The 26054-nt window shown below is 50.8% G+C and carries 22 protein-coding genes; 13 read left to right on the top strand and 9 right to left on the bottom strand.

Annotated elements, in window-relative coordinates:
• Positions 1-58: 58 nt before the first annotated feature.
• Positions 59-2689, bottom strand: a complete 2631-nt coding sequence (locus JOD20_RS14500; protein WP_204755952.1) for a winged helix-turn-helix domain-containing protein — start codon at positions 2687-2689, stop codon at positions 59-61.
• A 93-nt stretch (positions 2690-2782) separates the two neighbouring features.
• Here JOD20_RS14500 and JOD20_RS14495 point away from each other — a divergent pair, with 93 nt between their 5' ends.
• Positions 2783-4114: an aminoglycoside phosphotransferase family protein gene (locus tag JOD20_RS14495; protein WP_204755951.1), complete on the top strand. Its 1332-nt coding sequence runs from the start codon at positions 2783-2785 to the stop codon at positions 4112-4114.
• Positions 4115-4576: 462 nt separating this feature from the next.
• Here JOD20_RS14495 and JOD20_RS14490 read toward each other — a convergent pair whose 3' ends face one another.
• Both JOD20_RS14490 and JOD20_RS14485 read right to left on the bottom strand, forming a co-directional pair.
• Complete coding sequence (locus JOD20_RS14490; protein WP_204755950.1) at positions 4577-5362, bottom strand: alpha/beta fold hydrolase; 786 nt, start codon at positions 5360-5362, stop codon at positions 4577-4579.
• Between the two features lie 45 nt (positions 5363-5407).
• Positions 5408-6202, bottom strand: a complete 795-nt coding sequence (locus JOD20_RS14485; protein WP_204755949.1) for a DUF899 domain-containing protein — start codon at positions 6200-6202, stop codon at positions 5408-5410.
• 229 nt (positions 6203-6431) lie between these two features.
• On the opposite strand from JOD20_RS14485, the gene JOD20_RS14480 reads away from it, so the two are divergent.
• From JOD20_RS14480 to dnaN, 3 genes are all read left to right on the top strand, one after another.
• Positions 6432-7607: an alpha/beta hydrolase fold domain-containing protein gene (locus JOD20_RS14480; RefSeq protein WP_204755948.1), complete on the top strand. Its 1176-nt coding sequence runs from the start codon at positions 6432-6434 to the stop codon at positions 7605-7607.
• A 14-nt stretch (positions 7608-7621) separates the two neighbouring features.
• The gene (locus tag JOD20_RS14475; protein WP_204755947.1) at positions 7622-8257 is read left to right on the top strand and encodes a PNPOx family protein; all 636 of its coding nucleotides are present in this window, start codon (positions 7622-7624) and stop codon (positions 8255-8257) included.
• Positions 8258-8345: 88 nt separating this feature from the next.
• Positions 8346-9491, top strand: coding sequence for a DNA polymerase III subunit beta (dnaN, locus tag JOD20_RS14470; RefSeq protein ID WP_054533208.1), 1146 nt, complete (start codon positions 8346-8348; stop codon positions 9489-9491).
• 68 nt (positions 9492-9559) lie between these two features.
• Here dnaN and JOD20_RS14465 read toward each other — a convergent pair whose 3' ends face one another.
• Positions 9560-10507: a TolB family protein gene (locus JOD20_RS14465; protein WP_204755946.1), complete on the bottom strand. Its 948-nt coding sequence runs from the start codon at positions 10505-10507 to the stop codon at positions 9560-9562.
• Between the two features lie 504 nt (positions 10508-11011).
• On the opposite strand from JOD20_RS14465, the gene JOD20_RS14460 reads away from it, so the two are divergent.
• The 7 genes from JOD20_RS14460 (at position 11012) to JOD20_RS14430 (ending at position 18302) form a co-directional block, all read left to right on the top strand.
• A complete protein-coding gene (locus tag JOD20_RS14460; RefSeq protein WP_204755945.1) occupies positions 11012-11923 on the top strand; it encodes a M15 family metallopeptidase in 912 nt (303 codons plus the stop codon).
• Between the two features lie 314 nt (positions 11924-12237).
• Positions 12238-13494: a glycosyltransferase gene (locus tag JOD20_RS14455; protein ID WP_338034193.1), complete on the top strand. Its 1257-nt coding sequence runs from the start codon at positions 12238-12240 to the stop codon at positions 13492-13494.
• Between the two features lie 26 nt (positions 13495-13520).
• A complete protein-coding gene (locus JOD20_RS14450; protein ID WP_054533211.1) occupies positions 13521-13811 on the top strand; it encodes a 4a-hydroxytetrahydrobiopterin dehydratase in 291 nt (96 codons plus the stop codon).
• Positions 13812-13920: 109 nt separating this feature from the next.
• Positions 13921-15531: a peptide ABC transporter substrate-binding protein gene (locus tag JOD20_RS14445; protein WP_204755943.1), complete on the top strand. Its 1611-nt coding sequence runs from the start codon at positions 13921-13923 to the stop codon at positions 15529-15531.
• A 42-nt stretch (positions 15532-15573) separates the two neighbouring features.
• Positions 15574-16878 carry a histidine--tRNA ligase gene (gene hisS, locus JOD20_RS14440; RefSeq protein WP_204755942.1) on the top strand — a complete coding sequence of 435 codons (1305 nt, stop codon included), beginning with the start codon at positions 15574-15576 and terminating at the stop codon, positions 16876-16878.
• Between the two features lie 50 nt (positions 16879-16928).
• Positions 16929-17555, top strand: coding sequence for a lysophospholipid acyltransferase family protein (locus JOD20_RS14435; protein ID WP_204755941.1), 627 nt, complete (start codon positions 16929-16931; stop codon positions 17553-17555).
• 423 nt (positions 17556-17978) lie between these two features.
• Complete coding sequence (locus tag JOD20_RS14430; RefSeq protein WP_204755940.1) at positions 17979-18302, top strand: hypothetical protein; 324 nt, start codon at positions 17979-17981, stop codon at positions 18300-18302.
• 448 nt (positions 18303-18750) lie between these two features.
• On the opposite strand, the gene JOD20_RS14425 is transcribed toward JOD20_RS14430, so the two are convergent.
• Entirely contained in the window at positions 18751-19761 is a 1011-nt protein-coding gene (locus tag JOD20_RS14425) for a cytochrome d ubiquinol oxidase subunit II (protein WP_204755939.1), read from the bottom strand.
• Positions 19751-21076: a cytochrome ubiquinol oxidase subunit I gene (locus tag JOD20_RS14420; protein ID WP_204755938.1), complete on the bottom strand. Its 1326-nt coding sequence runs from the start codon at positions 21074-21076 to the stop codon at positions 19751-19753. Before JOD20_RS14420 ends, JOD20_RS14425 begins: the two co-directional genes overlap by 11 nt.
• Positions 21077-21774: 698 nt before the next feature.
• Here JOD20_RS14420 and JOD20_RS14415 point away from each other — a divergent pair.
• Positions 21775-22902: a glycosyltransferase family 4 protein gene (locus JOD20_RS14415; RefSeq protein ID WP_239583867.1), complete on the top strand. Its 1128-nt coding sequence runs from the start codon at positions 21775-21777 to the stop codon at positions 22900-22902.
• An 8-nt stretch (positions 22903-22910) separates the two neighbouring features.
• Positions 22911-23555, top strand: a complete 645-nt coding sequence (locus tag JOD20_RS14410) for an HD domain-containing protein (RefSeq protein ID WP_204755936.1) — start codon at positions 22911-22913, stop codon at positions 23553-23555.
• Between the two features lie 83 nt (positions 23556-23638).
• On the opposite strand, the gene JOD20_RS14405 is transcribed toward JOD20_RS14410, so the two are convergent.
• From JOD20_RS14405 to JOD20_RS14395, 3 genes are all read right to left on the bottom strand, one after another.
• On the bottom strand, positions 23639-24271 hold the full coding sequence (locus JOD20_RS14405) for a hypothetical protein (RefSeq protein ID WP_204755935.1): 633 nt from the start codon (positions 24269-24271) through the stop codon (positions 23639-23641).
• A 20-nt stretch (positions 24272-24291) separates the two neighbouring features.
• On the bottom strand, positions 24292-25071 hold the full coding sequence (locus JOD20_RS14400) for an RNA polymerase sigma factor (RefSeq protein ID WP_204755934.1): 780 nt from the start codon (positions 25069-25071) through the stop codon (positions 24292-24294).
• Positions 25072-25159: 88 nt separating this feature from the next.
• Entirely contained in the window at positions 25160-25945 is a 786-nt protein-coding gene (locus JOD20_RS14395) for a CHAT domain-containing protein (RefSeq protein WP_338034192.1), read from the bottom strand.
• Between the last annotated feature and the right edge of the window lie 109 nt (positions 25946-26054).

The following is a 26054-nucleotide window of genomic DNA, read 5'->3' as shown; positions in this document are numbered from 1 at the left end:
TACGCAATTGCGCTAATGTTGGTTAGACACCAAAGTGTTGTTGTGCACGAGTTGAGGATTATTGGCTGAGCAAGCCTAAGTCGCGGGCGCGAGCGACGGCCTCCGTGCGGCGCTGAACCTGAAGTTTTTCAAAAATGCGCCGATTGTGACCCTTGACGGTATCCAAGGCAAGGTGGAGTTGCTGGCAGATTGCCTGATTTGAATAGCCTTGGGCGATGAGTTGCAACACTTCACGCTCGCGTTGGCTCAGCAGATCAAGCAAGCTTGGGGCTGTCGGATAAAGGTGCTTGAGATTCTCGCGGGCAAATTGGGCTAGCAATGAATCGCGATAGGCTGCTTGGGCTGATTGAGGATTGATGCTGGCAAGCAGGGTTTGCATGGCACTGCCATGATCAAGAAAAATGCGCACAAACCCCTCGGCTTCGGCAGTAAGCAACATTTTTGTGAGGATTTGCAGGGCTTGACCATGCTCGCCGAGCGCTGCTAAACTTAAACATTGGATTGAACTCAACCATAATTGTTGGTCGAGCCAATCGTTTGCTTGCGCCTGTTCAAGCGCGGGTTTGAGCACTGCCAAGGCTGCACTTGGCTGTTGTTGAGCCAAAAACACTTGCGCCTGACCAATTGCCAAACTGTAGCTTTGGGCAAGCTGTTGGGCTGCTTGAATTTGGCCGTGCAGCAAATAAATTCGCACCTGTTCGGCAGCAATTTTGGCGGGCTGAGTGGTATGGCGATGCTGTTGGGCCGCGATCTGCGCTTGCTCCAACAGCAAACTTGCTTGCTCCAGCTGGCCTTGGGCAATTAATAAGCGTGCTTTGACCACCTGACAGGCGACTTCGCGATCGGTGTGCTGCAATAATTGGGCTGCTTGCAACGCCCGTTGATAATGCTGCTCAGCGAGATCAAACTGATTCGATTGATAATAGATTCGGGCAAGGCCAAGCTCTGCGCCACAATTGGCCGCAGGCAATCCGAGCTTGCTGCACCCATTGAGCACCTGCTGGTAGGTCGCCGTCGCAAGTTTGAGCCGATTATCACTTTCGTGCAGATTGCCCAAGCCGATTGAAGCCAACAGTACCGTGACCAAGTTACCTGAACGCTGGCCGATGCTAATTGCTTGCTCGTAGGCATGTTTGGCCGCACCGCGTTGGCCTTGTAACTGATAGGCATAGCCCAATTTCCAAACTGTCGAAGTTCGAAACGAAAGATTATCGGGCGCAAGGTGGGCCAAAGCGCGTTCTGATTGAACGATAATTGTGTTGGCATCGTTTTGGCTGAGCGCCAGCGTGCCCCGAATTGCCGCGATTCGCCCGATTAAATCTTGGAATTTGGGGGTTATTTCAAGATGAGTTAAGGCGTTTTCTGCTGCTTGCAAGCGTTGCTCAATGCCATTAACTTGGCCTGTTGCTAGCCAAACCGAGGCTGCAGTGACCCAAAGCGACGGATGTTGATTGAGCACGTCGGTTGGCAAGCCTTGCAGCCAATGCATAATCGGCAGTAATGCGCCTTGAAATTGCAGCGGCACCCGTTTGCCTTCGATTAAGCGTTCAGCACGTTCGATTGCGTTGGCAACGGCGGCATGTTCAAACGCTTCAATTTCTAAATCATTCTGTTCAAACCAGCTGCTGGCGTGAATATGCAGCGCTTCGAGGCTGGTTGTTGCTTGCTGGGCCAAACTGCGTTGCAAGCGTTGACGCAGCAATTCACCAAACAAATGATGATAGCGATACCAACGCCGCTCATTATCGAGTGCTACAATAAACATATTGGCTTGTTCGAGATATTCGAGTGTGCTTTGGCCGGTTTGTTCGTTGTTTGGCAGCAGCGCATCGCACAACGAGCCGCACATCCGATTAAGAATTGAGCTATGCAATAAAAATTGCTGAATTGCTGGCGATTGGTGTTGCAGTACCTCTTCCAGCAAATAATCCATCACAAAATGGTGGCTGCCGGTGAACGAAGCGATAAACCCTTGGCGATCAGTTTGGTGCTGCATCGAAAGCCCTGCCAATTGCAAGCCTGCAATCCAGCCTTCGGTGCGTGCTTCCAAGGCTGCAACTTCAGGCTCACTCAGCTCGAGGTGCATGGCATGGTTGAGAAATTGTTGGGCTTCGGCGAAGCTAAATCGCAGGTCGGCGCTGCGCAATTCGTGGAGTTGGCCACGGGCACGTAGCCGCGCCAACGGCAAATTCGGATCTTCGCGAGTGGCGATGACTAGGCGCAACGACGTTGGTAAATGCTCAAGCAAAAAGCTCAGTGCTTGGTCAAGCGCATGGTTTTCGATCACATGATAATCATCAAGCACCAAATTGATGCTTTTGCTGCTGCCACTTATTTCATTGATCAGACTAATTAGCGCTTGTTCGATCGCCTGTGGCTGCGCTTGAATCGAGGCCAATGCTGCGCCGCCCACCGTTGGCACAATCGTTTGGATGGCATGCACAAGATAGCTGAAAAATCGACTGGGATCGTTATCGCCTTCATCGAGCGCCAGCCATGCAACCTGCTGCTGGGTGCTGGCCTGCCATTCGCTGAGCAAACTACTTTTACCAAAGCCAGCTGGAGCCGAAATCAAGCGTAAGCCGTAATGTTGGGCAGCCTCCAAACGGGCGATTAAATGCGGACGGGCCACCCCATTTGGGCGTGGTTGCGGAAGATGCAGCTTGGTTGCTAGAATGGGTATTGGCATAGCTCAATTATAGAGTGCGCCGATTTGCCGCGTCAATCCAACCACACCCAGCAGAGTGTTAGCGTTGATGAACGGCCTAGCAGTGGAGCAGCCATGGATGCAACTCAATGGCAATCGCAGGTTTACGTAATTCTGTTTGATGCTCAATCGCATCGAATTTTGATTGAACAAACTGGTCTAGGGTGGCGCATTCCTCGCTTGCCAATTGCCCAGCTTTGGCTGGTTCCGCTCCAGACGATTAATCAGCTGGTGCTCGAACACTATGGCGTAGTGAGCACGATTCTCCAATTGCTGCACCAAATTATCGATCGAACCAGCCAGACGGTTAAGTCGCTGCGTGTGCTCGAAGTACACGAACAACAATCGGTCTTGCCAGTCAATTGTTGCTGGCTGGCGCTGGCCGATGTGGATGCAACCTTGTTTGTTAATGATGAGCATTATGCTGCGGCCCAAGCATTTTTTGGTGCGTTGGCTGGGCCGGAATTGCAACATGTGGCTTGGATGCGCTTAGGCTGGTATCAACCTTGGGCAACATGGCTGGGCCAAACATTAACCGATTTAGGCTATCACTTAACTGGCCCAATTGAGCAAGTTAAAACCTCGAATTTATCGTTTGTGGCCCGAATTGCCAGCGATCAAGGCTGGATCTATTGCAAAACAGCGTTGCAAACCCGATTAATGCTTGCTGAAAGTCGTGTATTAACGACGCTCGCCCGCTATTTGCCCAACCATGTGCCAAGCCCAATTGTAGCGCCGAATGCACCAGAATATCTGTTGCTCGCCGATTTGGGGCCAGATTTAGGCCCAAATGCGAGTGTTGCAACTCGTGCTGATGTTTTAGCCAGCTTTGCTCAGCTTCAACAAGCCTCGTTGGGCTTTCTTGATACGTTGGCTGCGCGTGGTTTCGTGCAACGCGATCTCGCTGTGCTAATCGCAGCAATCGACGTTTTTGCTGCTGATCGGTTGGTAATCGAGGCGCTTGGTCCAGAATTACATACGCGCTTTGTGGCTCATAAGGCTGAGTTGATTACCCGTTGTGAGCAGGTCCAGAGCTATACCATTCCAACCACATTGACCCATGGCGATTTGCACCCGCGCAATGTTGCCAAGCATGCGCAGGGCTATTGCTTTTTCGATTGGGCTGGTGCTGGTTTGAGCCATCCATTTTTCGATTTGCAGGATGTTTTTCACGAGCCAGATCCAAGCATCAAGCGCCAACTGCGAGCTGCCTATTTGGCCCAATGGCTCGATTACGAGCCAATCGAGCGCCTAGAAGCGCTGTTCGAGCAGATTGAGCCGCTGTATGCGCTGCATCAAGCCTTAACCTATCAAGCATTGCTGCATGCTTTAGCGCCAACTGCGCGCTTAGAATTTGCTTGGGCCTTGCCGTTTTGGGTCAATCAAGCCCTTGCTGACCTCGCATAATTAATTATTAGAAGCTGTGAATGCTGCTATTATAGCTATGTCGCTGGCTGCAATTGAGTGATTATATTGCATAGGAGTGATTATTCATGAGTCAACATTCAACGTATATTGTATTTGATGGCGACGACGAACCATATTTTGATTGGCTTTCAAAATCCACAGGGCTTTGTTTTAAACGTGGCAAAAGCTCCTTCAGATCCGATTGTATTGCATCAGGCAACATGTCGAACTATTGGACGTAATTCAGGCAGGAAAGATGGTTCATCTACAGCTAATACTCAATATAAGATTGTTGCGCTTACGATTATTGAATTAAAAGCATGGCAAGATCCTCATCGATCTAATAATGAAATTCATCTCTGTGGTACGTGTCATCCACTATAACCATTGACCAATTTCGCACCTTAATTAATCGTTAGTGCCGATAAAGGGAGTAGTTGGTTTGACTACTCCCTAGTGGTATTAGCCAGCCAGAAATGGATTGATGATTGGCAGCAAAAGATCGACGCGATCAATGATGTCAAAGTGATTAGTATTGGGCAAAATTGCTAACTGCGATTGGCTGCGTTGTTGCGGATCATCACTTTGTGCTCCGCCAAGCAACGCAAAAAACTCAACAGCATGGCTTGGTGGAATACTATCGGCATCGCCTTGGATTAATAAACATGGGCTTTGGAGCTTAGCAATATCGCTACTCCAATCATAACTTTGATTGCCCATTGCCCCTGTTTTGCGCACGAGCTGGGGCCAATTGGCTGGATTTGGCGCATATTCTTGATAGAATTTGTAGGGAATTGATTCAACCATTGCTGCCGCCACCCTCTCATCGAGCTGGCGGATAGCCGCTTGAACCGCCGGATACCAACCAGTATCACGAAATGGCGCGGAGATGATAATCAATTTGCGCACCAAATGCTGATGGCGAATTGCGGTTTGCAGCGCAACCCCACCACCAAACGAGAAGCCTGCTATATCAACCTGGCTCAAACCGAGGTAGGCAATCAAATCCGCCACATCATCGGCCAACGCGCTATAACTGAATGCGCGTGGGATATCATTCGTTCGGGCATGGCCTTGGAGTTCAACCGCAATCACTTGAACATGTTCGGCGAGGGCTGGCAATAAATCGGTAAACATTCCAATGCCGCCTAGGCCGCCGTGCACCAAAATCAACGGCTGGCCGCTGCCATGAATTTCATAGTAGAGTTGTAAATCATTAATCGGGGCATAACCACTTTTTACCAGCATTTGCATTGCTCCATTTAATTCAATAATTCACTCACATTAATTTAGTTACTCGGTTGGATTTGCGTTCGTGCTGGCATAGAGATCGTCGGCGTGCCCTTGGGCGATGCGTGACCATTGAGCAATTGGGCGTTCGACCAAAGGATGCTCATTTGGCAGGCACATGGTGTTGAAAAACTGCTGTGGCCAGCCGTTTGGTGCTGTTTGCCAAACCTCTTGGCGGCCATAGACGGTCAAGTCGAGCATGGCAAATGAACTGCCCATCTGCTCACAGCCACGGTCGGTCGTCCAATAGGTTTCAAACACCCGCTCGCCTTGGCGCAGATAACAAGCCCACATGCCAAAATGGCGACCAGCAATCAGCGGCTCAACCGAGCTACTCGGAACCGAATACCACGGCATTGTCCAGCCCATAAATTCGCGATAGCGATTGCTTGGATCAAACGGCCCTTGGCAGAAGACGGCAAGCGTCACATCGCGGCTGTGTAAATAGCCGAGTTCGGGGATATGGTTGATAACCATTGTGCAGCCTTGGCATTGTTCGGCTGCCGATTTGCCTTCGTGCCACATCATATAGGCGACCATCAGCTGTTGGCGGCCCTCGAAGGCCTCAATCAGCGGAACCATTCCCTTTAGCCCAACCAACGGCGTTAAGGCATCCACCTCGACCATCGGCAACTGGCGACGTGCTGCGGCAATCGCATCAGCTTCGCGGGTAAGTGCCTTTTCGCGAACGCGTAACGTATCGATGTTGGCTTGGAAGTGCTGACGATCAACAATTGTAGGCGTGGTTGATGCTTCGTTGCTGACAAACGCGATTGACTGTGGTATCCCCTTCGTCATACTAGGCTCCTTGAATCACGAAAATACAAGCGCTCAATGCCATGAAATACCAATGTTGTGCTGAAATGAAACATTTGTGCGTTGATTCTAGCAGCTTAACTATAAAAATACAAGTATTGACTTCAAAAAAGCAAGCGAAAAATTGTGACAGCAATTGGGCATGCTGCCAGCTATAATTCTGGCTCAAAAGGCGGTACAATAACGCCGAATCCGCTATAAAGGAGCCTGTGTGCGTATCGCCTTAACTGCAATTATGCTGCCGATTGTGCTGCTGGCCTTGGTCAGTGCTGCAATGCTGGTCTTGCCAGCGCCCAATTTTATCTTTTTTCAGCTTGGCATTGCGGCCCAAGAGTGGGCACCGTGGTTTTTACTGGTTCTTTTGGTTGGGGTTGGCGTATTATTTGGGCTGGCACCACCCAACGGTTTATGGCGCTTGATCAATCGTTTGACCGGCTTGGTGGCGATTATCAGCTTTTTTGTGATTGCAGGCATGCTGGTGCGCGGCTTGTTGACTGATTTGCGGGTGCGCTCGAATCAGCCAGCGGTGGTTGATGCTGGGCCTGGCACGTTTCGCCTAAACCAATTTGCCCTCGGCGATGCTGCGCCACAAGGCGTATTGCGTGAACAAAATACGGTTTATGCAGAGGTAGCAGGTGAATCATTGTTGGTTGATATTTATGTGCCGCCAACCGCGCCAGTGAATGCTCCGGCGTTGGTCGTGGTGCATGGCGGCTCGTGGCGTGGTGGCGGCAAAGGCGATATTCCAGCTTGGAATCGTTGGGCGGCGGGCCAAGGCTATGTTGTGTTTGATATTAGCTATCGCTTAGCGCCGCAAGCACAGTTTCCGGCGGCGGTGAGCGATGTTAAATGTGCAATTGGCTATGTGCGGCGCAATGCAGAGCGTTTCGGGGTTGATCCGCAGCGTTTGGGCTTGGTTGGGCGTTCGGCAGGGGCGCAATTAGCCTTGATCGCAGCCTATTCCGATGCCACGATTGCTCCCAGTTGCGACGCGCCCGATACCAGCGTGCGGGCTGTGGTCAGCTATTATGCGCCGACGCGGCTTGATTATTACAACGTGATCAAGCCTGAGCTTGCGCCGGGAGCGTTAGATGATTATCTTGGTGGGCCGCCCGAAGCGCATGCTGAAGCCTACCGCCAAGCGCGTCCGGTCACATGGGTCAACCAAAATACGCCAGCAACCTTATTGCTGCATGGTGGGCGCGATCAATTTATTCGCCCGCTTGATGCAGATGTTGTCGCCGATGCCTTGGCCCAAGCAAATCGGCCCTATACCATGATTGAATTGCCTTTGGCAAATCATGGCTTTGATTTCAATTTGCATGGAGTCAGCAACCAGCAAGTGCAGCCCTACGTGATGCGCTTTTTAGCCCAAGCGTTGCAATAATTAGGAGAATGCCTATGAGTGGAAGCTTTGAATTGCCAAAACCGCTGGATTTTAGCCAGCCAGTCGCTTTTGAAATGCTGCTGGAGCATGCGTGGCGATTGATTGAACATGGCGTGCACGATCGCCATGATCCATTGCATACCCCAGTGCTTGGCACCAGCGACGAGCATGGCAGCGATCAGCGGGTGGTCGTGCTGCGCGGCTTTGATCCAACAACGCGGCGTTTGTGGTTTCACAGCGATTTGCGTTCGCCCAAAATTGGCTTGATTGAACGTGATCCACGGGTGAGTTGGTTGTTGTATCATCCTGCTGCGCGTTTGCAATTGCGTATTCGCGCGTTGGCCGAAATTCATACCAACGATGGGTTGGTTGAGGCAGCGTGGCAAAAAAGTGCAGTTTTGGGGCGACGCTGCTACTGTGGCCTAGCACCAGGCCAAATCAGCAACCAGCCAAACAATGGCCTGAATCACGATCTGCTTGACCGCGAACCGACCCTCGCAGAAAGCGAAGCTGGGCGGCCAAATTTCTGCCTGATTGCAACCACAATTCACAGTTTAGATTGGCTGCAATTGCAATTTAATGGCAACTATCGTGCTCAATTTAGCTGGGCTGATGATGGTTCGTATACTGCCCAATGGGTAACGCCTTAGAACGATTATGCTATAATAACGAGCTAGATCATTTAGTGATGTAGCAATCTTATCGTTGCCGCATCGCGGCAAGGAGATCGAGTTTTCTATGCGCCTAGCGTGTCTTCAAGAGAATCTAAAGCGTGGTTTAGCCTTGGCAGGCCATGCTGTTGCAGGCCGCTCAAGCTTGCCTGTACTTGCAAATATTCTGTTGGCAACCGAAAGTGGTCGGCTTAAATTGGCTGGCAATAATCTCGAAATTGGAATTACCGCCCTCGTCGGCGCAAAAGTCGAGGAAGATGGCGCAATTACGATTCCAGCCAAATTATTATCGGATTTGGTGGGCAACTTGCCCAATGATACCGTCGAATTAGAGGTTGATCCGCGCACGCAGACCTTAACGGTGACCTGTCGCGGTACCAAAGCCAATATCAAAGGCATTGATGCTGATGAATTTCCGGCGATGCCTGCGCTTGGCGACGAACCAGTTTTGGCCTATATTCCCGCTGAGCTATTGCGCAAAGTTGTGGGCCAAGTTGTAGTTGCAGCTGCTGCTGAAAATACCAATCCCAACCCAATCTTGCAAGGGGTGCTGATTCGTTTGAGCGGCACACAAGCAACCTTCGCGGCGATTGACGGCTATCGCTTGGCGGTGCGCACAATCGAATTGCCCGAACCAGTGGCCCACGATGCCGAGTTGGTGATTCCTTCCAAGGCTATGGCCGAATTGGGCCGCACCCTTGGCGATAGCGAAAACCCGATTGCCATGAGTATTACGCCCAATGGTGGGCAAGTTATTTTTCATAGCGATACTGTTGATTTTGTTTCACGGGTGATTGATGGCAAGTTTCCCGATTACGAGCGTTTTGTGCCACCAGCGAGCAATAACGCCACCCGCAGCGTCATTTCAACCGCCGAGTTTAGCCGCGCCGTCAAGCGGATTGCGCTGTTCTCGCAGGCTGCTGGCAACATCGTTACTTTGACAATGGAGCGCGGCGATGGCAGCGAGCCAGGTCGTTTGCTACTTAACGCCAATGCTGCCGAAATCGGCGAATCGGTTGAGGCGATTAGTGCATTAATCAATGGAGACGATGGCAAATTAGCCTTGAATGTGCGCTATTTGCAAGAAGCACTTGGGGCAATTGATACCGATCAAGTGGCCTTGGAAACCCAAACCCCCAATTCGCCGGGCGTGTTTCGGCCCATTGGCGGCGACGAATATCTGCACTTGGTTATGCCCATGCGCATTCCCTAAGCTCGCAATTTGCTTCATCAAAAACAGGCAAGCCAATTGATTCGTGGCTTGCCTGTTTGGTTTTAGGGTTAGCGGGCTTCGGGTGGCACAGCAAGGGTGATGATATAATCTTTGTCGCGTCGGCATGTATTCTTGGGATCATAGGCAATCACGGCAATCTGGCTGCCATCGGGCGACCATGCGGGCCATTGATAGCGACCTGGTGGGGTGAGCGGCAAGCGTTCGCCAGTGGTTGGGTTAAGCAACCAAACGATTGTGTGGCCACCGTCTAAGCGTGCAACCAAGGCCAACCAGCGGCCATCAGGCGACCATTGCAAGCCCGCAATGTTATAGGCCGTTTCGAGAATAATCCGCCGATTGTCGGCATTGGCATCCATGAGATAGAGATTGGCCGGGCTTGATAAGGCACTGGTTGGGCCACCCGAGCCAATTTGCGGTTTGCCAAAAAAGGCAATGGTTGCGCCATCAGGCGACCAAGCAAAATACTGAGCGACGGCCACATCGAGATCGAGTGGCGTAAATCCTTCTGCCGCCGTCCACCAATAAAAACGCGAGCCAAGTTCTTGCGCATCAGTTACTAAGGCCCGATCCAAGCTTGGATTCCAGATCACGCGTCCATGGCCCAAAATTTCGCGCGGAGCCGGGCGAGGTATGAGTTCGGTCAACGTATTGTTGATTGGATCAAACGCAACATAGCCCTGTTGATCGGTTGGCGCGCCAATGACCTTCATACTCGTCTCATAGATCAACCCTAAGCGTCCATCAGGCAACCGCTCTGGACGATGGTGGAACGTTAGATCTGCATCAGTGGCATCAGGAATTGCAACTAGGTTGCTGAGATCAATCGATTGTTGAACCCAAAAGAACCGAAATCCTGATGGTGCACCAGCTATTGTAGCCTGAACGACTAAGCCTTGATCAAGCCATGCCAAGCCACTATATTGGCCAGGCGTGCCTTCTAGGGCGGGCAACGGTTGGGGCGTATACGGTAGAATAGTTGTTTCACTCGTCTTCATCGTCGTGCATCCTGCCAAGAGGCTCAGGATCATGCTCGCAGACCAAAGCCGGCGAAAAAATTGGCGGTTCATGGGTGGATACTCTGCTTGAGCATAATCGTTGTTCGAAGCCGACTTCTTTCAAGTATCCATTGCTTAGGTTGTAACTGGGTGCTGGGATTTTGCATATGGTTGCTCCTTAGTGAAAGCTATCGCTGCATGATTCTCTAAGATTTGGATAGAAGCCATAGCGAATCATATGTCCTCACTAATAAGTATAGCTGAGAATATCGGGCGCTCGATGATTGGTTTATCCAAAGGTTACGATTCGCTATTAATAATCGAGAGAAGCGAGTTATTTGACGCAAATATGGGATAATCCTGCTGATCTTAGAGTTGGTTGCCTGTAGCCAAACTGAGCAATTAAACCCAACCGCTAAATTGTGATTACAACGCGTGCTAGTTGCACAATTGCGCTGTTTTGGTACAATCGCAAGCGTTGGCTAACGAATTGGGGTTTTTCGCGTGAAGTCATTGCTGGCTGGGTTATGTGGTTTAATGTTGTTGGGTGGCTGTGGGGCGGTTTCACAGGCAGCGATTGCTGATCGTCAGGTGCATTTGCAACAAGCACATGTTGCGCCGAGTGCGACTTCAACGCCCAAGCCAACGCGCACGCCTGTGCCAACTCCAACGCGCACGCCGCGCCCAACCCAACCCCCAACCCCCACGGCTGTGCCGTTGATTCCGACGCTCGCTGCCGAGGCTGAATTGCTCGATTTGCGCTTGGCTGGAGTGCGTGGTTCGCGTTCGGGCCAATTGTTGCGCAGCGAAGCGGTTGCCGATCTCAAAGCGTTAATCGATGCTGCCCGCCGTGATGGCTTTGAACTCGAAATTCGCTCGGCCTATCGTTCGTATGCAGAACAAGCCAATACCTTCGAGGGCTGGGTCCAATACGAGTTGAGTAGCGCCGCCGAAGCTGGTAAACCAATTAGCCGCAAACAGGCGATTGCCTACGCCGCAACCTATAGCGCCAAACCTGGTACCAGCGAGCATCAAACTGGCTTAACGGTCGATCTTTTGCCCCAAGGCGCACCCGAAATTGGCTTTCGCATTCCCGATCCGTTGAAGGATTGGCTGAACGCTAATGCTTACAAATATGGTTGGGTGCAATCCTACCCAATCAAATATCGCGATGGCGAACTCATTACTTATGAATTAATGGGCTATACCAGCGAGCCATGGCATTGGCGTTGGCAAGGCCCTGCTTCGGCCAAAGCCTTGTATGATCAAGGCTATTTGGATACCGATTCGTTGCTGGTTCCGCCTGAATTGCCACGAATTTGCGATGCAGCGCATGATCCATGTACGATTCTGAGCGTTGCCCCAACTGAGCTTGTGCCACTGCCAACTCGCACGCCGATTGCGGTTGCAGAATAGTAGGGATCGGGGGCTAGGTGTCGGGAATCGGGGAGATTTTTCGCCACGAAAGCTAGCAACCACGAAGAGCGCGAAGAGCGCGAAGATGCGGCTATGAGCTATAGGCTTTTGGCTTCATCCTTCATCCTTCATCCTTCGGTCGCTCTGCGCCGCTGTGTTAAATTTAACTCCCTATGTTCTTTTTGACTTTTGCCATTTGGGTTCATCCCTCATCCTTCATCCTTCATCCTTCATCCTTACAGAAGGCATGGCCCGTTTCGTGGTATGCTGATGGCAGAAACCACACACGGGAGGTAGCTGTGCGCCGCGTTGCAATGTTGAGTGTCCATTCAAGCCCTCTGGCTGCTTTGGGTGGCAAAGAAGCCGGCGGAATGAATGTCTATGTTCGTGAATTAAGCCGTGAGTTGGGTCGTCAAGGGGTTGCAGTCGATATCTACACCCGTTCGCAAGACCCAAACACGCCGTTGATTACCAATCTCGCGCCGAATGTGCGCGTTTTTGCGGTGCGGGTTGGTCCCGCCGCACCCTACGATAAAAACTGGGTTTTAGATTATCTGCCAGAGTTTGTGCATCGAATTCGTTGCGTGGCTGATGGCGAAGATATTCATTATGATGTGGTGCATAGCCATTATTGGCTCTCTGGCGTTGCCGCGCTGGAGTTGCGCCATGCGTGGGGAACGCCAGTCATCCATATGTTTCATACCTTGGGCGCAATGAAAAATACGATTGCCCGTGGCGATGAGGCCGAAACCGAGCAACGGATCGAAATTGAACGCATGTTGTTGCACGAGGTTGATCGGGTCGTGGCGGCCACGCCGCTTGATCGTGCCCAAATGCTCGAACATTATGCAGCCGACATGGAACGAATTGTGGTTGTGCCATGTGGGGTTGATGTTGAGCATTTTCACCCAATTGATCATCATGTTGCGCGTAAAGAGTTGGGCGTGCCACCCCATCCGCATCGCATGTTGCTGTTTGTTGGCCGCATCGAGCCGCTCAAGGGCATTGATACGTTGTTGCGTTCAATAGCCTTGTTGGCCGAGCAACAGCCAAGCTTGCGTGGCGATATTTGTTTGGCAATCATTGGCGGCGATCGGCGTGAAACGCCCGATCAATGGGGCAGCGAGATGCGCCGTTTACGCCGTTTGCAAGGCGAATTAGGCATTGGTAATTTGGTCACGTTCCAAGGCTCGCAAGATCAGCGCAAATTGCCCTTGTTTTATAGCGCCGCTGATATGGTCGTGGTTCCATCGCACTACGAATCGTTTGGCATGGTTGCGCTCGAAGCCATGGCCTGTGGCACGCCGGTAATTGCTTCGAATGTTGGCGGTTTGCGCTACACGGTGCGCGATGGCGAAACTGGCTTGCTAGTGCCGCGCGAAGATCCTGAAGCTTTGGCCGAAAAAATTAGTTTGCTCTTGAATGATGAGCCATTGCGTTTACAATTAGGGCGCAACGGCGTGCAAGCAGCCCAAGGCTATAGCTGGGCCGCCGTCGCGCACGATATTCGTGAATTGTATGATCATGTTGTGTGTGGCGAACCATATGCCGATGTGGTTGGAGCCATGTAGCGCCAAGTGTCGACAAAGGAGTGACTATGCCAGTTTTGGCGAAGGCAGCATTGCAACAAGCCTTAGAGCAACGCAGCGATTGGACGATCGTCGATGGCCAAATTAGCAAAACTTACAGCCTCGCAACCTTCCCATTTGCAATTGAGTTTGTACGCCAGATTGCCGATGCTGCTGAGGACGTTAATCATCATCCTGATATTGACATTCGCTATAATAAAGTAACCATTGCCCTCTCGACCCACGATGAAAAGGGCATTACCGAAAAAGATTTCGCTTTGGCCGATACGATCGATCAGCTGTTTGCCGCAGCCCAATAAGCCATTTGCTACTGACCTAGAATGGCACGAAGGGCGTTCTTCGTGCCATTTGTGTGTACTATAATAGTTCAACCGTCGCTTGTGGACGGGATCTGAGCGAGGAAGTGCTATGTTTAAACGTCTCTCACTTGTGGGATTATTGCTGACCAGTTTGGTTGGCTGCGCAGTTGGCAATAGCCCAACTTCTGTGCCTGCACCTGTGCCAACTCCAGCCGCCCAAAGCCAAGCTGGTGGTGGTGGCAACTTTATTCTGACTCTAGGCGACGATCCGGCCACGATTGACCCTGCTTTAGTTGGCGATACGACCAGCGGCTTTATTGCGCGCTTGATGTTCAGCGGCTTGGTAACGCTCAACAACGATCTTGAGGCTGTGCCCGATTTGGCCGAAACAATCGATGTTTCTGCTGATGGCACGGTCTATACCTTCAAGTTGCGCAGCAATACCCGCTTTGCTGATGGCACGCCGCTGACTGCCGAAGATGTGCGTTGGAGCCTCGAACGGGCGACCGATCCTAGCATTGGCTCGATTGTTTCGCCAACCTACCTCGATGATATTGCTGGCGTGCTGGAAAAAGTAACAGGCCAAGCTAGCTCGCTCAGCGGGGTTAAGGTTGTTGATGATCAGACGATCGAAATTACGCTGCGCCAGCCAAGCTCGCTGTTTTTGCTCAAATTGACCCACCCACCAGCCTTTGTGCTCGATCGGCGCACGGTTGAAGGTAATAGCGCTTGGCTCGAAAAGCCCAATGGTTCTGGCCCGTTTACCCTCGATTTGTGGAACCATCGCCGCCGCATGGAGCTTGTGCCAAACCCATACTACTATGGCACTGCCCCCAAATTGGATCGGATTACCTATCTGATCGGTGCTGAAGGTAGCAATCCGTTGGGTTTATTCGAGCAAGGCGAAATCGATGTAACCGCGATTGGCACCTATGATCTTGATCGGATTAATGATGAAGCTGATCCATTACACGCCGAATTGCGCGTCACACCTCAGCTGCAATTGAGCTACATTGGCTTGAACGTCAACCAACCGCCATTCGACGATCCCAAAGTGCGCGAAGCCTTTTATTTGTTGATCGATCGGGTCAAATTGGCCGATGTTTCCTACAATGGTTCGGTTGTGGCTGCGCGTGGGATTTTGCCACCTGGTATGCCTGGCGCTGAGCCAGAGCGCTTGCCTGAGCCACGCGCCGATATTGCCCGCGCCAAACAATTAATTAGCGAATCGAGCTATGGCAGCGTCGATAAATTCCCGCCAATCATTGGCTATAGCAGCGGCAGCGGCGTTGGTTTGCTCGCCCAAATTGCCAAAGATGAGCTTGGTGTGACGATTGAAATTCGTAGCCAAGATCAATTTGGCGATTATTTGGCAGCGCTCGAACGCGATAACTACCATTTGTACGACCTCAGCTGGATCGCCGATTATCCTGATCCCCAGAACTTTTTAGAGGTGTTGTTTGGCAGTAATGGTCAATATAACCGCAGTAATTACAGCAATCCAAAGTTTGATCAATTGATTGAGCAAGCCAAGGCTGAAGCCGATGCCGACAAACGTGGCGCACTGTATCGCCAAGCAGAGGAACAATTGCTCAGCGATTTTGTGGTTATTCCGCTGATGCATAGTGTCGATTATTCCTTGGTAAAATCGTATGTTGATGGCTACACCATTACCGCCTTGGGCGAGCTTGATTTAACTGGTGTTTCGCTCAAGCGCTAGCGCTGTTGGGGCATTGTGCCCTTGAAATAAGGAATTGAATTTATGCCAATTACTCCTCGCGCCTACAAAGGCATGCGCGACCACCTGCCAGAAGCCATGCGCTTGCGGCGTTTTATCACTGACACCTTGATTGGTGTTTTAGAGCGCTATGGATTTGAACCACTTTCCACGCCAATCGTCGAATACTCAGATACGCTTGAGGGCAAAATTGGCGACGAAGAAAAATTGCTCTATCGTTTGAAATATGGCGATGATGCATTAACCCTGCGCTACGACCAAACCGTGCCCTTGGCGCGGGTGGTAGCCCAAAATGAAGGCAAATTGACCATGCCCTTCAAACGCTATGCCTTGGGCCAATCCTTCCGTGGCGAACGCCAAGCTCGAGGCCGCTACCGTGAATTTTGGCAACTCGACGCTGATATTGTCGGCGTGGATAGCCCAATCGCCGATGCTGAAATTGTCGCGGTGGTGGTTGAAGGCTTGCGTGCGATTGGCTTTACTGGCGCAAAAGTGCTGCTCAATCACCGCGAGATTTTAAGTGGTTTAGCTCGGGTAGCGGGCGTTGCTGAAAACGAGGCCGGCGGCGTGTATCGCGCAATCGACAAGCTCGATAAAATTGGCAACGATGGTGTGCGCAACGAATTGCTCAAAAGCGGTGTGAGCGCCGAAGCTGCCGAGCGGGTTTTGCATTTTGTCGGCATTAGCGGCTCAGTTGACGCAGTTTTAGCCGAGATGGAAAGCGTGCTGGCCAATGATGCCCCTGCGTTGGCCGCCGTATCAGCGTTGCGCACTATTTGCGATGTCTTGACCAGCTTTGGCGTGCCCGCCGATAGCTTTACAATTTCGCCCAGCTTGGCCCGTGGCTTATCGTACTATACGGGCTGCGTTTTTGAAGCAGTGCTCGATTCGCCGCCGATGGGTTCATTGTTGGGTGGCGGGCGCTACGACAATCTGGTTGGTATGTTCAGCAAGCGTTCATTGCCGACCGTTGGCTGTGCCTTTGGGCTGGAGCGCTTGTTTGATTTGATGCTTGAGCTTAATATGGGGCCACGCCCAGAACGCACCATCGATGCCTATGTAACACTGTTTGCCAGCGATTTTCAGAACGAAAGCTTGCGCTTGGCTGGCGAATTGCGCGCCGCAGGCCTAAGTGTGCTGACCGCCTATAATCCAGTCAAAGTAGCCAATCAATTCAGAGAAGCTGATCGCAAAGGGGCCAATTTTGCCCTTGTGGTTGGTCCCGACGATTTGGCGGCAGGCGTGGTGCAATTGAAAGATTTGCGCACTGGTGAGCAGCAAGCAGTGGCCCGTGATGCGATCGTGGCGGCGATCAAAACCGCTCTCTAATTCAGCCTTTGGCGGCAGGTGTTGGCTTGCCGCCCCAACAGGAACCATCAATGAAGCGATTTCGTGGCTTTCGTCCATCGCGGATGTCGTTACAACCAGGCCGTCCGTTGCGTTGGCTTGCCCAAGCGTTGCTCAAACTCGTCGGTTGGCAAGTCGAAGGGACTGTGCCAACTGAGCCAAAATGGATCGCGATTGGAGCTTATCACACATCCAATTGGGATTTTGCGGTGATGTTGCTGGCAACATTTTCGCGCCAACTGCCAATTTATTGGATTGGCAAGCATTCGCTGTTTCGCTTTCCCTTCAAAACGTTGATGCGCTGGTTGGGCGGCATTCCGATTCGCCGCGATAAAACCTACAACGCGGTGCAGCAAGTGGTCGATGAGATCGAACGCCACGAAAAATTGGTTCTGGTGGTTGCCCCTGAAGGCACACGCAAAGCAACCGATCACTGGAAAACAGGCTTTTACTATATCGCCTTGAATGCCAAAATTCCGATTGGTATGAGCTATATCAACTACAAGCGCAAAGTCTTGGGTTTTGGGCCGTTACTGTACCCAACCGGCGATATTGAGGCCGATTTTGCGGTGTTGCGCGAATTCTACGAACGCATGTCTGCTGGTCGCTTCCCTGCCCAAGAAGGCACCGTTCAAATTAAAGCCCCCAAAGCCGAATAAACGTTTTTGCAAGCGTATGTTTGAAACGCAGGGAGGCTTGAAAACCCCTGCGTTTTTTGTTGGCGGGAAGTATATCCGCTCTGCTACCTCATACTTCACGTTGATAAATCCTAACAAGAAGAACCAATAAAAATTGTATCTAAACAGCTATTATAGTGCTAAATTATTGACAATCAATTACAGTTTTTGGTATATTCGTTTGTGATTGATTGAGCATCTTTTTCCTCCTCCTTCCTCATCCAATCCTGATTCATTAACGAATTCCCCTCAATTTGGCTATGAATATGATGCATTAGTACCTTTGATGAATTTAAAGCTAATTATCAGCAAGTTGCAGTTAATGAAAAGGATTAAAGTCCCATGCAGCAGCTTTTACAACGGATCTTGATATTAAGTTTGTTAGTGATAGTAGGAGCATGTGGTATGACTACCGAACCAACCTCAATTACCAACCCAGCCCTGCCAGTTTATGCGCAGACCAAGCCCGATAGTTTTATTTTGAAGCGCGGCGTACCACCAAGCGAGTTTCAACCAGGGGTTTGGCTGCATTTAAGCAGTTTTCGGCGCGGCGAAACCACGGCAATTATCGAGGTTCGCCCACAACAATTTGAGGTCGCTGGTGAAAAACAAACTGTTTCGTTGGAGCAACCATTGCTGATTAACGGCCAGAAATTTGCGATTCTGGCCATGATTTTCCCCGACGATCGCGGTGCTTGGCTCGAAATCGATACCCAACCTCAACCGTAAACCAAAGGATAACCGTTGAGGTATCAGTAATCATCAATCCAACCACGAAGGTTAGGGTCATAAAAAGCCCATTCAATATTTTAGAACATAACTATTTGGACCTATAAGGGGCAGGAAAATCTCCTTCATTTAGTTGCTGAAATCGGAAGAGACGCAACCGCGAAGGCCCGCGAAGCGCACGAAGGTTGGGATTGGAGAAACACAGCAACAGTCCAACACATACATATTTGGGGGTGCAGAGGTTTTCAGCCCCTGTATTTAGTTGCTGGAATCGGAAGAGACTCAACCGCGAAGGCCCGCGAAGCGCACGAAGGTTGGGATTGGAGAAACACTGCAACAGTCCAACACATACATATTTGGGGGTGCAGGGGGCTGAAAACCCCCTGCGTCTCCCGCTGGCGGGACGGAAGGGTGGCGATCCTCCAAATCTGAACATAAGGATCGCAGCCTAGACATCCTCAAGCGGCGCGCTTTTAAACACTTTGAACAAAAACCACAACGACGGCAACAAAATTAACAAGCCTAACGGCAAGGCAACCAAAATAAAGATTAAGCTTGCTCGTGGAGCTGCCGCCGCTGCCAAAGTCACATCGGGATAAATAATGTAGGGATATTGGGCAATGCCCCAGCCTGCCAACAAACAGCTAATTTGCACAATTGCTGCACCTCGCGCCAGCTGAAAGCGCCAACGCAACAAAGCCCAACCTGAAATTAAAGCTGCAATAACTCCAACCGCAAGTACTGGCGCAGCCCGCAAGCTAATCAAGCCATCCCACAAATGTTGGGCCTTGAAATACAGTAAGGGCAAGCTTAAAACTGATAATCCAACGACTGCCGTGCCTGCAAGCAGCGCTCGCTGGCGAAAATCGGCTTGCAGCTCGTCGCGGGTTTCAAGCGTCATATACACAGCGGCGAGGTAGGCGCATAAGGCCAAAGCTAACAAGCCCATGGCAATTGCCAACGGCGTGAGCCAAACAATCCCTTCGCTTTGCACAACGCCATCAATCACCCGTAATTGGCCTGCCGAAACTGCACTCAACGCCATGCCCAAAATTACCGGCGTGATGACGCTGGCCGCACCAAAAATCGTACCCCAGCGCTGGCTGCTTTGGCTTGGTTGTTCGGCTTTTTGCGGGCTATACGCCCGAAACACAAAGGCCGCGCCACGTAGAATAATTCCCAAGAGCGCAATGTGGAAGGGTGCAAATAAGCCAACGCTCAAGGCCGCGAAGGCCGTCGGAAAGCCAGTAAACAGCAACACAATAATAAAAATCAGCCACACATGATTTGCTTCCCAAACTGGGCCAACCGCATGCGCAATGGCATCACGTTGCTGTGCGCGTCGCGGCCCCCACGCGAATAAATCCCAAATGCCGCCACCAAAATCGGCTCCAGCCAAAATCGCATAGGTGATGACCCCTAGCAAGCCAATTGCGGCCACAATCACTTCAAGCGGCATTGGTCGCCTCGCTTTCGTTGGCTTCAGGTGGATAGCCAGTTGCAAGTTTACGTAATAAATACACCAGCACACTTGCTAGCCCAATATACAACAAACTAAACAGATAAAACACCTGTGGCACGCCATCCACCGTGGTTACTGCATCTCGGGTGCGCATCACTTCGTAGATAATCCACGGCTGGCGGCCAACCTCGGTCACAATCCAGCCAGCTTGCAAGGCTAAAAAGCCTAGTGGCGAGCCTATCACTAATGCCCATAATAGTTTTCGACTCAGAACAAGATTGCCACGCCAGCGTCGCCACCAAAACCACAAGCCCAAGCCAATCAAGGCAAAGCCGGCTCCAACCATCACTTGAAAAGCAATGTGAGCGATCACCACATTCGGTCGTTCATCTGGCGGAAAGCTATTCAAACCGCGTAATTCTGCATTAAAATCGTTGGTTGCCATAAAGCTCAGCGCTTTGGGAATTTCGATTCCAAAGTGAATTTCGCCAGTCTCTGGGTCGGGAATGCCGCCAATCAACAATGGTGCGCCAGCTTGAGTTTCAAACAAGGCTTCCATGGCTGCCAACTTTGCTGGCTGATCTTTGGCGACACGCTGAGCGCTAATATGGCCGCTAATCGGTTGCAACAAGGCAGTTACGGTTGCCAAACCAAGGCTAATCGTTAATGCAGAGCGATGATAACGGTCGTTGCGGCCTTTGAGCATGCCCATCGCATACACGCCTGCCACTGCAAAACCAGTCGCAATATAGCACGATAAGGTTGAGTGCAAGGCCATATCAAGCCATGCAGGCGAGAGAAACGGCGCAAGCGGATTGACATTAACCGCTTTGCCATCCACCAAATCAAAGCCAACTGGCGTTTGCATCCAAGCATTGGCCGCAACAACGAGTGCTCCCGAAAGCATGCCACTAATCGCCACCGGAATGCCAGTAAGCCAGTGCGCTAGCGGCGAAAGTCGCTTCCAGCCATACAAATAAAGGCCAAGGAAAATCGCCTCGATAAAAAAGGCAAAGCCTTCAAGCGTAAAGGCCGAGCCAATAATGCTGCCAGCAAAACCCATAAAAGTTGGCCACAGCAAGCCCAATTCGAATGCGAGCGCTGTGCCTGAAACAGCGCCAATTGCAAAGGTGAGTGCCGTTGCTTTAGCCCATTTTTTTGCCAGAGCAAGATAATGAGCTTGCCCCGTTTTCAAGCCCAAACCTTCGCTAATGACCATCAGCAAGGGAAAGCCAATACCCAGTGCCGCAAAGACCATGTGAAACGCGAGCGAGACTTCCATCTGCGCCCGTGCTGCGGTCAACGTATCCATGTGTATTCCTCCGCAAAATGTTGGAGAACCCCCTAGCCATAAGCGTACCCAGAATTGTTCAGCCAACCATCGGATCACGATTGGAATGGTTCTAAGGTCTTAACCGTATTATAGAAGTGTAAGGGTACGCTTAATAGGGATCAGGGCCAAGAAACCACGAAGTTTTGATCCACGAAGTCTACGAAGGAGGAGAAACCACGAAGAGCGCGAAGAATGCAAAGCACACAAATCGAAAAAAGGGGGAAGCAGAAACATAGTAACAATCCATAAAACAAATAGTAGTCAAGGACAAATCAGACAAAGAATTGGCGGATGATAGAAACATAATAACAATCCATAAAACAAATATTAGGGGTGCAGGGGATGAAAACCCCTGCGTTTCCCTCCAGCGGAGGGACGGAAGGGAGGAGAAATCTTGTTGAGGGATCAGATTTCAGGGGTCAGGGTCAAGAAACCGCGAAGAACACGAAGAACGCAAAGCAACCAAATCGAAGAAGGGGATATAGAAACATACACACAATCCACCGCATGAATATTAGGAGTGCAGGGGATGAAAACCCCTGCGTTTCCCTCCAGCGGAGGGACGGAAGGGAGGAGAAAAAACCTGGTTATTGAAACAACCCTTAGAATAGCCCCAAAAGCCAGGTATGGTATACTCGCTGAAGAATCGCTCGTTTGCAGTTTTAGAAATTGAGCCTATGCATTTTACAATTAATGGTCATCTCCTCTCATTTGATAGCTCTTTTCGCCAAGCTGGGGTCTCAAATCACACCCGTTTTTTGATTGAAAACCTCGCGAAGCTCGACCACGATAATCAATACACGCTGTTTGTTGGGCCAAACGTGCGCCAACACCTCAATTTGCCCGCCAACTGGGAAATTGTCGAATCGCGCTTGCCCACAATTCAGCCCAAATATCGCATTCCATGGGAGCAATTTATTGCGCCTTGGCTGCTGGCCAAACGCCGCGTCAATCTCTTTCATGGCTTGTTAAATATCACGCCATTGCTTTCACCAGTGCCAACCATCGTCACCATCCACGATTTAGCTTTTATGGATGTGACAGGCTCGCACCGCAAGGCCAATCGGCGGTATTTGGCAGCGGCAACTCGCCAAGGTGTCCGCCAAGCAGCCCATCTATTTGCGGTTTCTGAATATACCAAAGCTGCGATGGTCGATCGGCTTGGGCTTGACCCCGCCAAAATTAGCATTGCCTATAATGCTGCTGGCGCGCAATATCACCCTCGTTCAAGCGCCGAAATTAATGCTTGGAAACAGCAAAAACAATTGCCTGAGCAATTTTTGCTTTATCTTGGCACCTTAGAGCCACGCAAAAATATTCCCAATTTGCTGCGTGCCTATGCCAAAGTTAAGCACGACGTTGGCATGCCATTGTTAATTGGCGGTGGCAAGGGCTGGAATTTCGACGAAATTTTCAGTACCTATGAGCAATTACAATTACACGATAGCGTGAGCTTTTTGGGCTATGTGCCTGGCGAAGATTTGCCGCTGTGGTATAACGCCGCGACTGCTTTTGTCTATCCATCGCGCTACGAAGGTTTTGGCATTCCGCCACTTGAGGCCATGGCTTCCGGTACGCCTGTGCTCACCACCAATGCCACCAGCATTCCCGAAGTGGTCGGCGATGCGGCGATCCAAGTCGATCCTGATAATATCGAGCAGCTGGCGCAAGAATTGGTGCGCATCGCCAATGATGCGAGTCTGCGTGCCGATCTGCGCGAACGGGGCTTGCTTCGTGCTCAAGCATTCTCGTGGGAAAATTTGGCCAAAGCGACGCTCGACGTGTATCGTAAGGTTGGGAGCTAAGTAGAACGATGATTGATCTGAATCAATGGCAACCACGCTTTGCAAGCTGGATTGAGCAAGAGCTTGGTCAAGCAGATGTTTCGCACGATCCTGAACATATTCGACGGGTCGTGCGCAATGCCCAATTAATTCAAGCCCAAGAAGGCGGCGATTTGGCGGTAATTATTCCCGCAGCTTGGTTGCACGATTGCGTGGTGGTTTCTAAGGCCTCGCCATTACGCAGCCAAGCCTCGCGCATGGCCGCCGAACACGCAACTCAATGGCTGAGCAGCCAAGGCTATCCAGCAGCCTCTTTGCCAGCAATTGGCCATGCGATTGCGGCTCACAGTTTCTCGGCCAACATTCAACCAGAAACTATCGAGGCCAAAATCGTGCAAGATGCCGATCGGCTTGATTCGCTGGGCGCGATTGGCTTAGCCCGTTGTTTGATGCTCAGCGTTGAGCTTGGCCGCCGACTCTACGATCCACAGCAGCCGATTCCGCGCACTCGCCCAGCAGATGATTTGACAAACAGCATCGATCATTTTTATACCAAACTTTTAAAGCTGCCTCAAACAATGCAAACAGCCACAGGCCGTGCATTAGCAGAACAACGAACCGGTATTTTAAACCAATTCTTGGAGCAATTAGCGCATGAAGTTGGGGAATCGTAGCAATGATTCTCTCGTTGATTAGGTTTTAGTTTCGTTTCGCAACTGTGGGTAGAACACAACACAACCCGTACTACCCACACTTGCTAATTGAGAATTTTGATTTTCAAGCGAGCCAATTCTTCAATCGGAATACGATCGAATAAGACAAAGCCATCGGCATCGGTTGTGCCGTTGTTCTCGTAGCTTGGCGAGACGACCTTGACTTCAGTTCCAGCTTGATCAAAAGGATCGCGTTCTGGCACTTGAATGTAGCAGTGTAAAACAGCATGTTTTGGTTGCATGCTCTCATACATTTCAATCGTCACATCGGGAATACTCACCGACGATTGACGATAGGTGCCAATCAGCCGCTGGCCACGCATTTGGCCTGTGTATTGCAATTGAATTTGCATCTGCTGAAGCATTTGGTCAGAAAACTCGATCATAAAGCGATAGCCAACCGTTTCAGGGGCGGCGGTGACCAACGAATGCTGGCGCAAGAACTTCAACGAAGGCGCTGGAATGTTATCTGCCATTGCAAACGACGTGCTATACAAGGCATAACTAGCATCCAAGGCATCAAATAACTCGGCGCGGCAGCCTGAACATGTTTCAACATGGTCGGCGACGACTTGCAGCGCAGCATCTATTGGCGCGCCGAGGGCAACAGCATGGGCATACTCAACAAGGCGTTGACGCATAATCTCGTGAGATGCGGTCGGAAGTGACGTGTTCATGGTAGTTCCTCACCAAATAGTTATTCGTAAGCAATCCCTAGATCAGTGGCAACAGCTTGCCAGCGGGGATCATCACGCAGCCGCTTGATTGCGCGGCTCCGCAGGGTATGTACATGGCTTACGGTAGTTTCCAACGTCCGGCTAATCGCATTGTCATCTAGGCCGGTAATATATTTCAGCCACAATGCGGCTAATTGGTTATGTGAACGGGGATGTTCCCGTAAATAGGCGTTTAAACAGGCCGAGATGCGCTCCTTAGTTTCATGTTGAATGACCACCGTGGCTGGGGCAATGCTTTGGGTATCTTCCAGCACATCGTAACGATTTTGACCCTCGTCATTCATGCTTGGTTGATCAAGCGAATCAGCGGGATATTTTGTCCAACGGCGCAAACTGCGCAAGGCATTGTTCATTTGCAAACGCACAAATTCCCAAAACGCCCCAGGCTTGCGGCAATCGTCAAAATGTTTGAGCACCCGCTCAATCGTTGCCTGCGCAATTTCCTCAGCTGGTTCAAAACGTTTAAGCATGGCATAACTATAGACCATGCGGAAAAGCTCCGTATAGCCATCCTCACGTCGACCGAACCCTTCGCGGCCAGAACATGCATCGTATAACGAAATCATGTACGAGCAAATCAGGGTTTGATCAAGCGTGCCTTGAAAATCGGTCTGGCGACGGCGCATAGTTCGTTGTACCAGCTCGTCGATTGAGAGCAGTGTCCATCCATATTTCTTGATCAGAAGAGTTGCACGTTCGGTATAGAGCTGCTCGCTATCAGATAATTGGGTCTCGAACATGGTGCGCACCTTTGCTTTCAGGCGTGATGCTTCGAGAAGCATCGTAAACAGTTATACAATGGTCGAACGAACAGTGGTTGCTTACACTTTAGGCTTTACCGATCACCATAAAGCCAGCCCAAAAGCGTGGATCTGCCAAAGGGCTGTCATTGTGCTGGCCATCAAGTTCAAACGGAATCGCGCTCGTCGGTAACTGCCAAATTTGGAACTGTTTAATAATATCAACCCGCGTCAAGTCTCGTACAGCAATAACTGCGTGTTTGAGTGCTAGCGCAATCCGTACTCCGGCCTGTAATTGACGATAAAAGCGATCCATCACGAACAACGCTGCCACGTCTGAGGCGTTCCACAATGAACAGAGCAAGCTGCGGGTTCCAGCATACAGAAACGCTCGTTGCAAGCCATATTGATCGTCGCTGACTGCCACAAAACTGCGCCCGCTAACACAGGCACTCAACACCACCAAATCGGTATCGATCTGCACATGATCCATAATTGTTTGGGCACTCAAGGTTTCGTTGCCAAGAATCAGGTGCGAATTGAGTGGTTGCTGGGCATCATAGACACAATGCGAGGCAATGTGAATAATCCGTGCGTCGTGGGCATAGCGCAAAAATTGATCAGTGGCTAATGCGCCTGTCCAAGCCTGGCCGCCCACAAGTTTGGCAATTTCTTGAGCTTCGTGTTCTGCATAGGTCAGGGCATCGTCGCCAACGCTATTGTAGCCAAAACAATAGTGTTGCTGTTGGCTGCTGGCTGGGCGACCCAAGGCATAGCGCACCAAAATCGTGGCACTAGGAGCCAAGGCGATGGCTGGGTTTTCATCGCGCACCAGCCAATTGCCATCGCTGGTTTGCAAGGCCATAAACGGCACATCGTGCAACGGGCGAAACTCAGCAATGACATAGTATGCCTATGTCTGTCGTTTGGATGGCACAAAAATGAGCCTTATGCAGCGGTGTCTTGAGGCGCTTCGAGTAGGG

It is taken from the genome of Herpetosiphon giganteus (genome assembly GCF_016907925.1).
GTDB classification, from domain to species: Bacteria; Chloroflexota; Chloroflexia; order Chloroflexales; family Herpetosiphonaceae; genus Herpetosiphon; species Herpetosiphon giganteus.
Note: the sequence above shows the minus strand (reverse complement) of the source record. Positions and strands in the feature narration are given on the sequence as shown.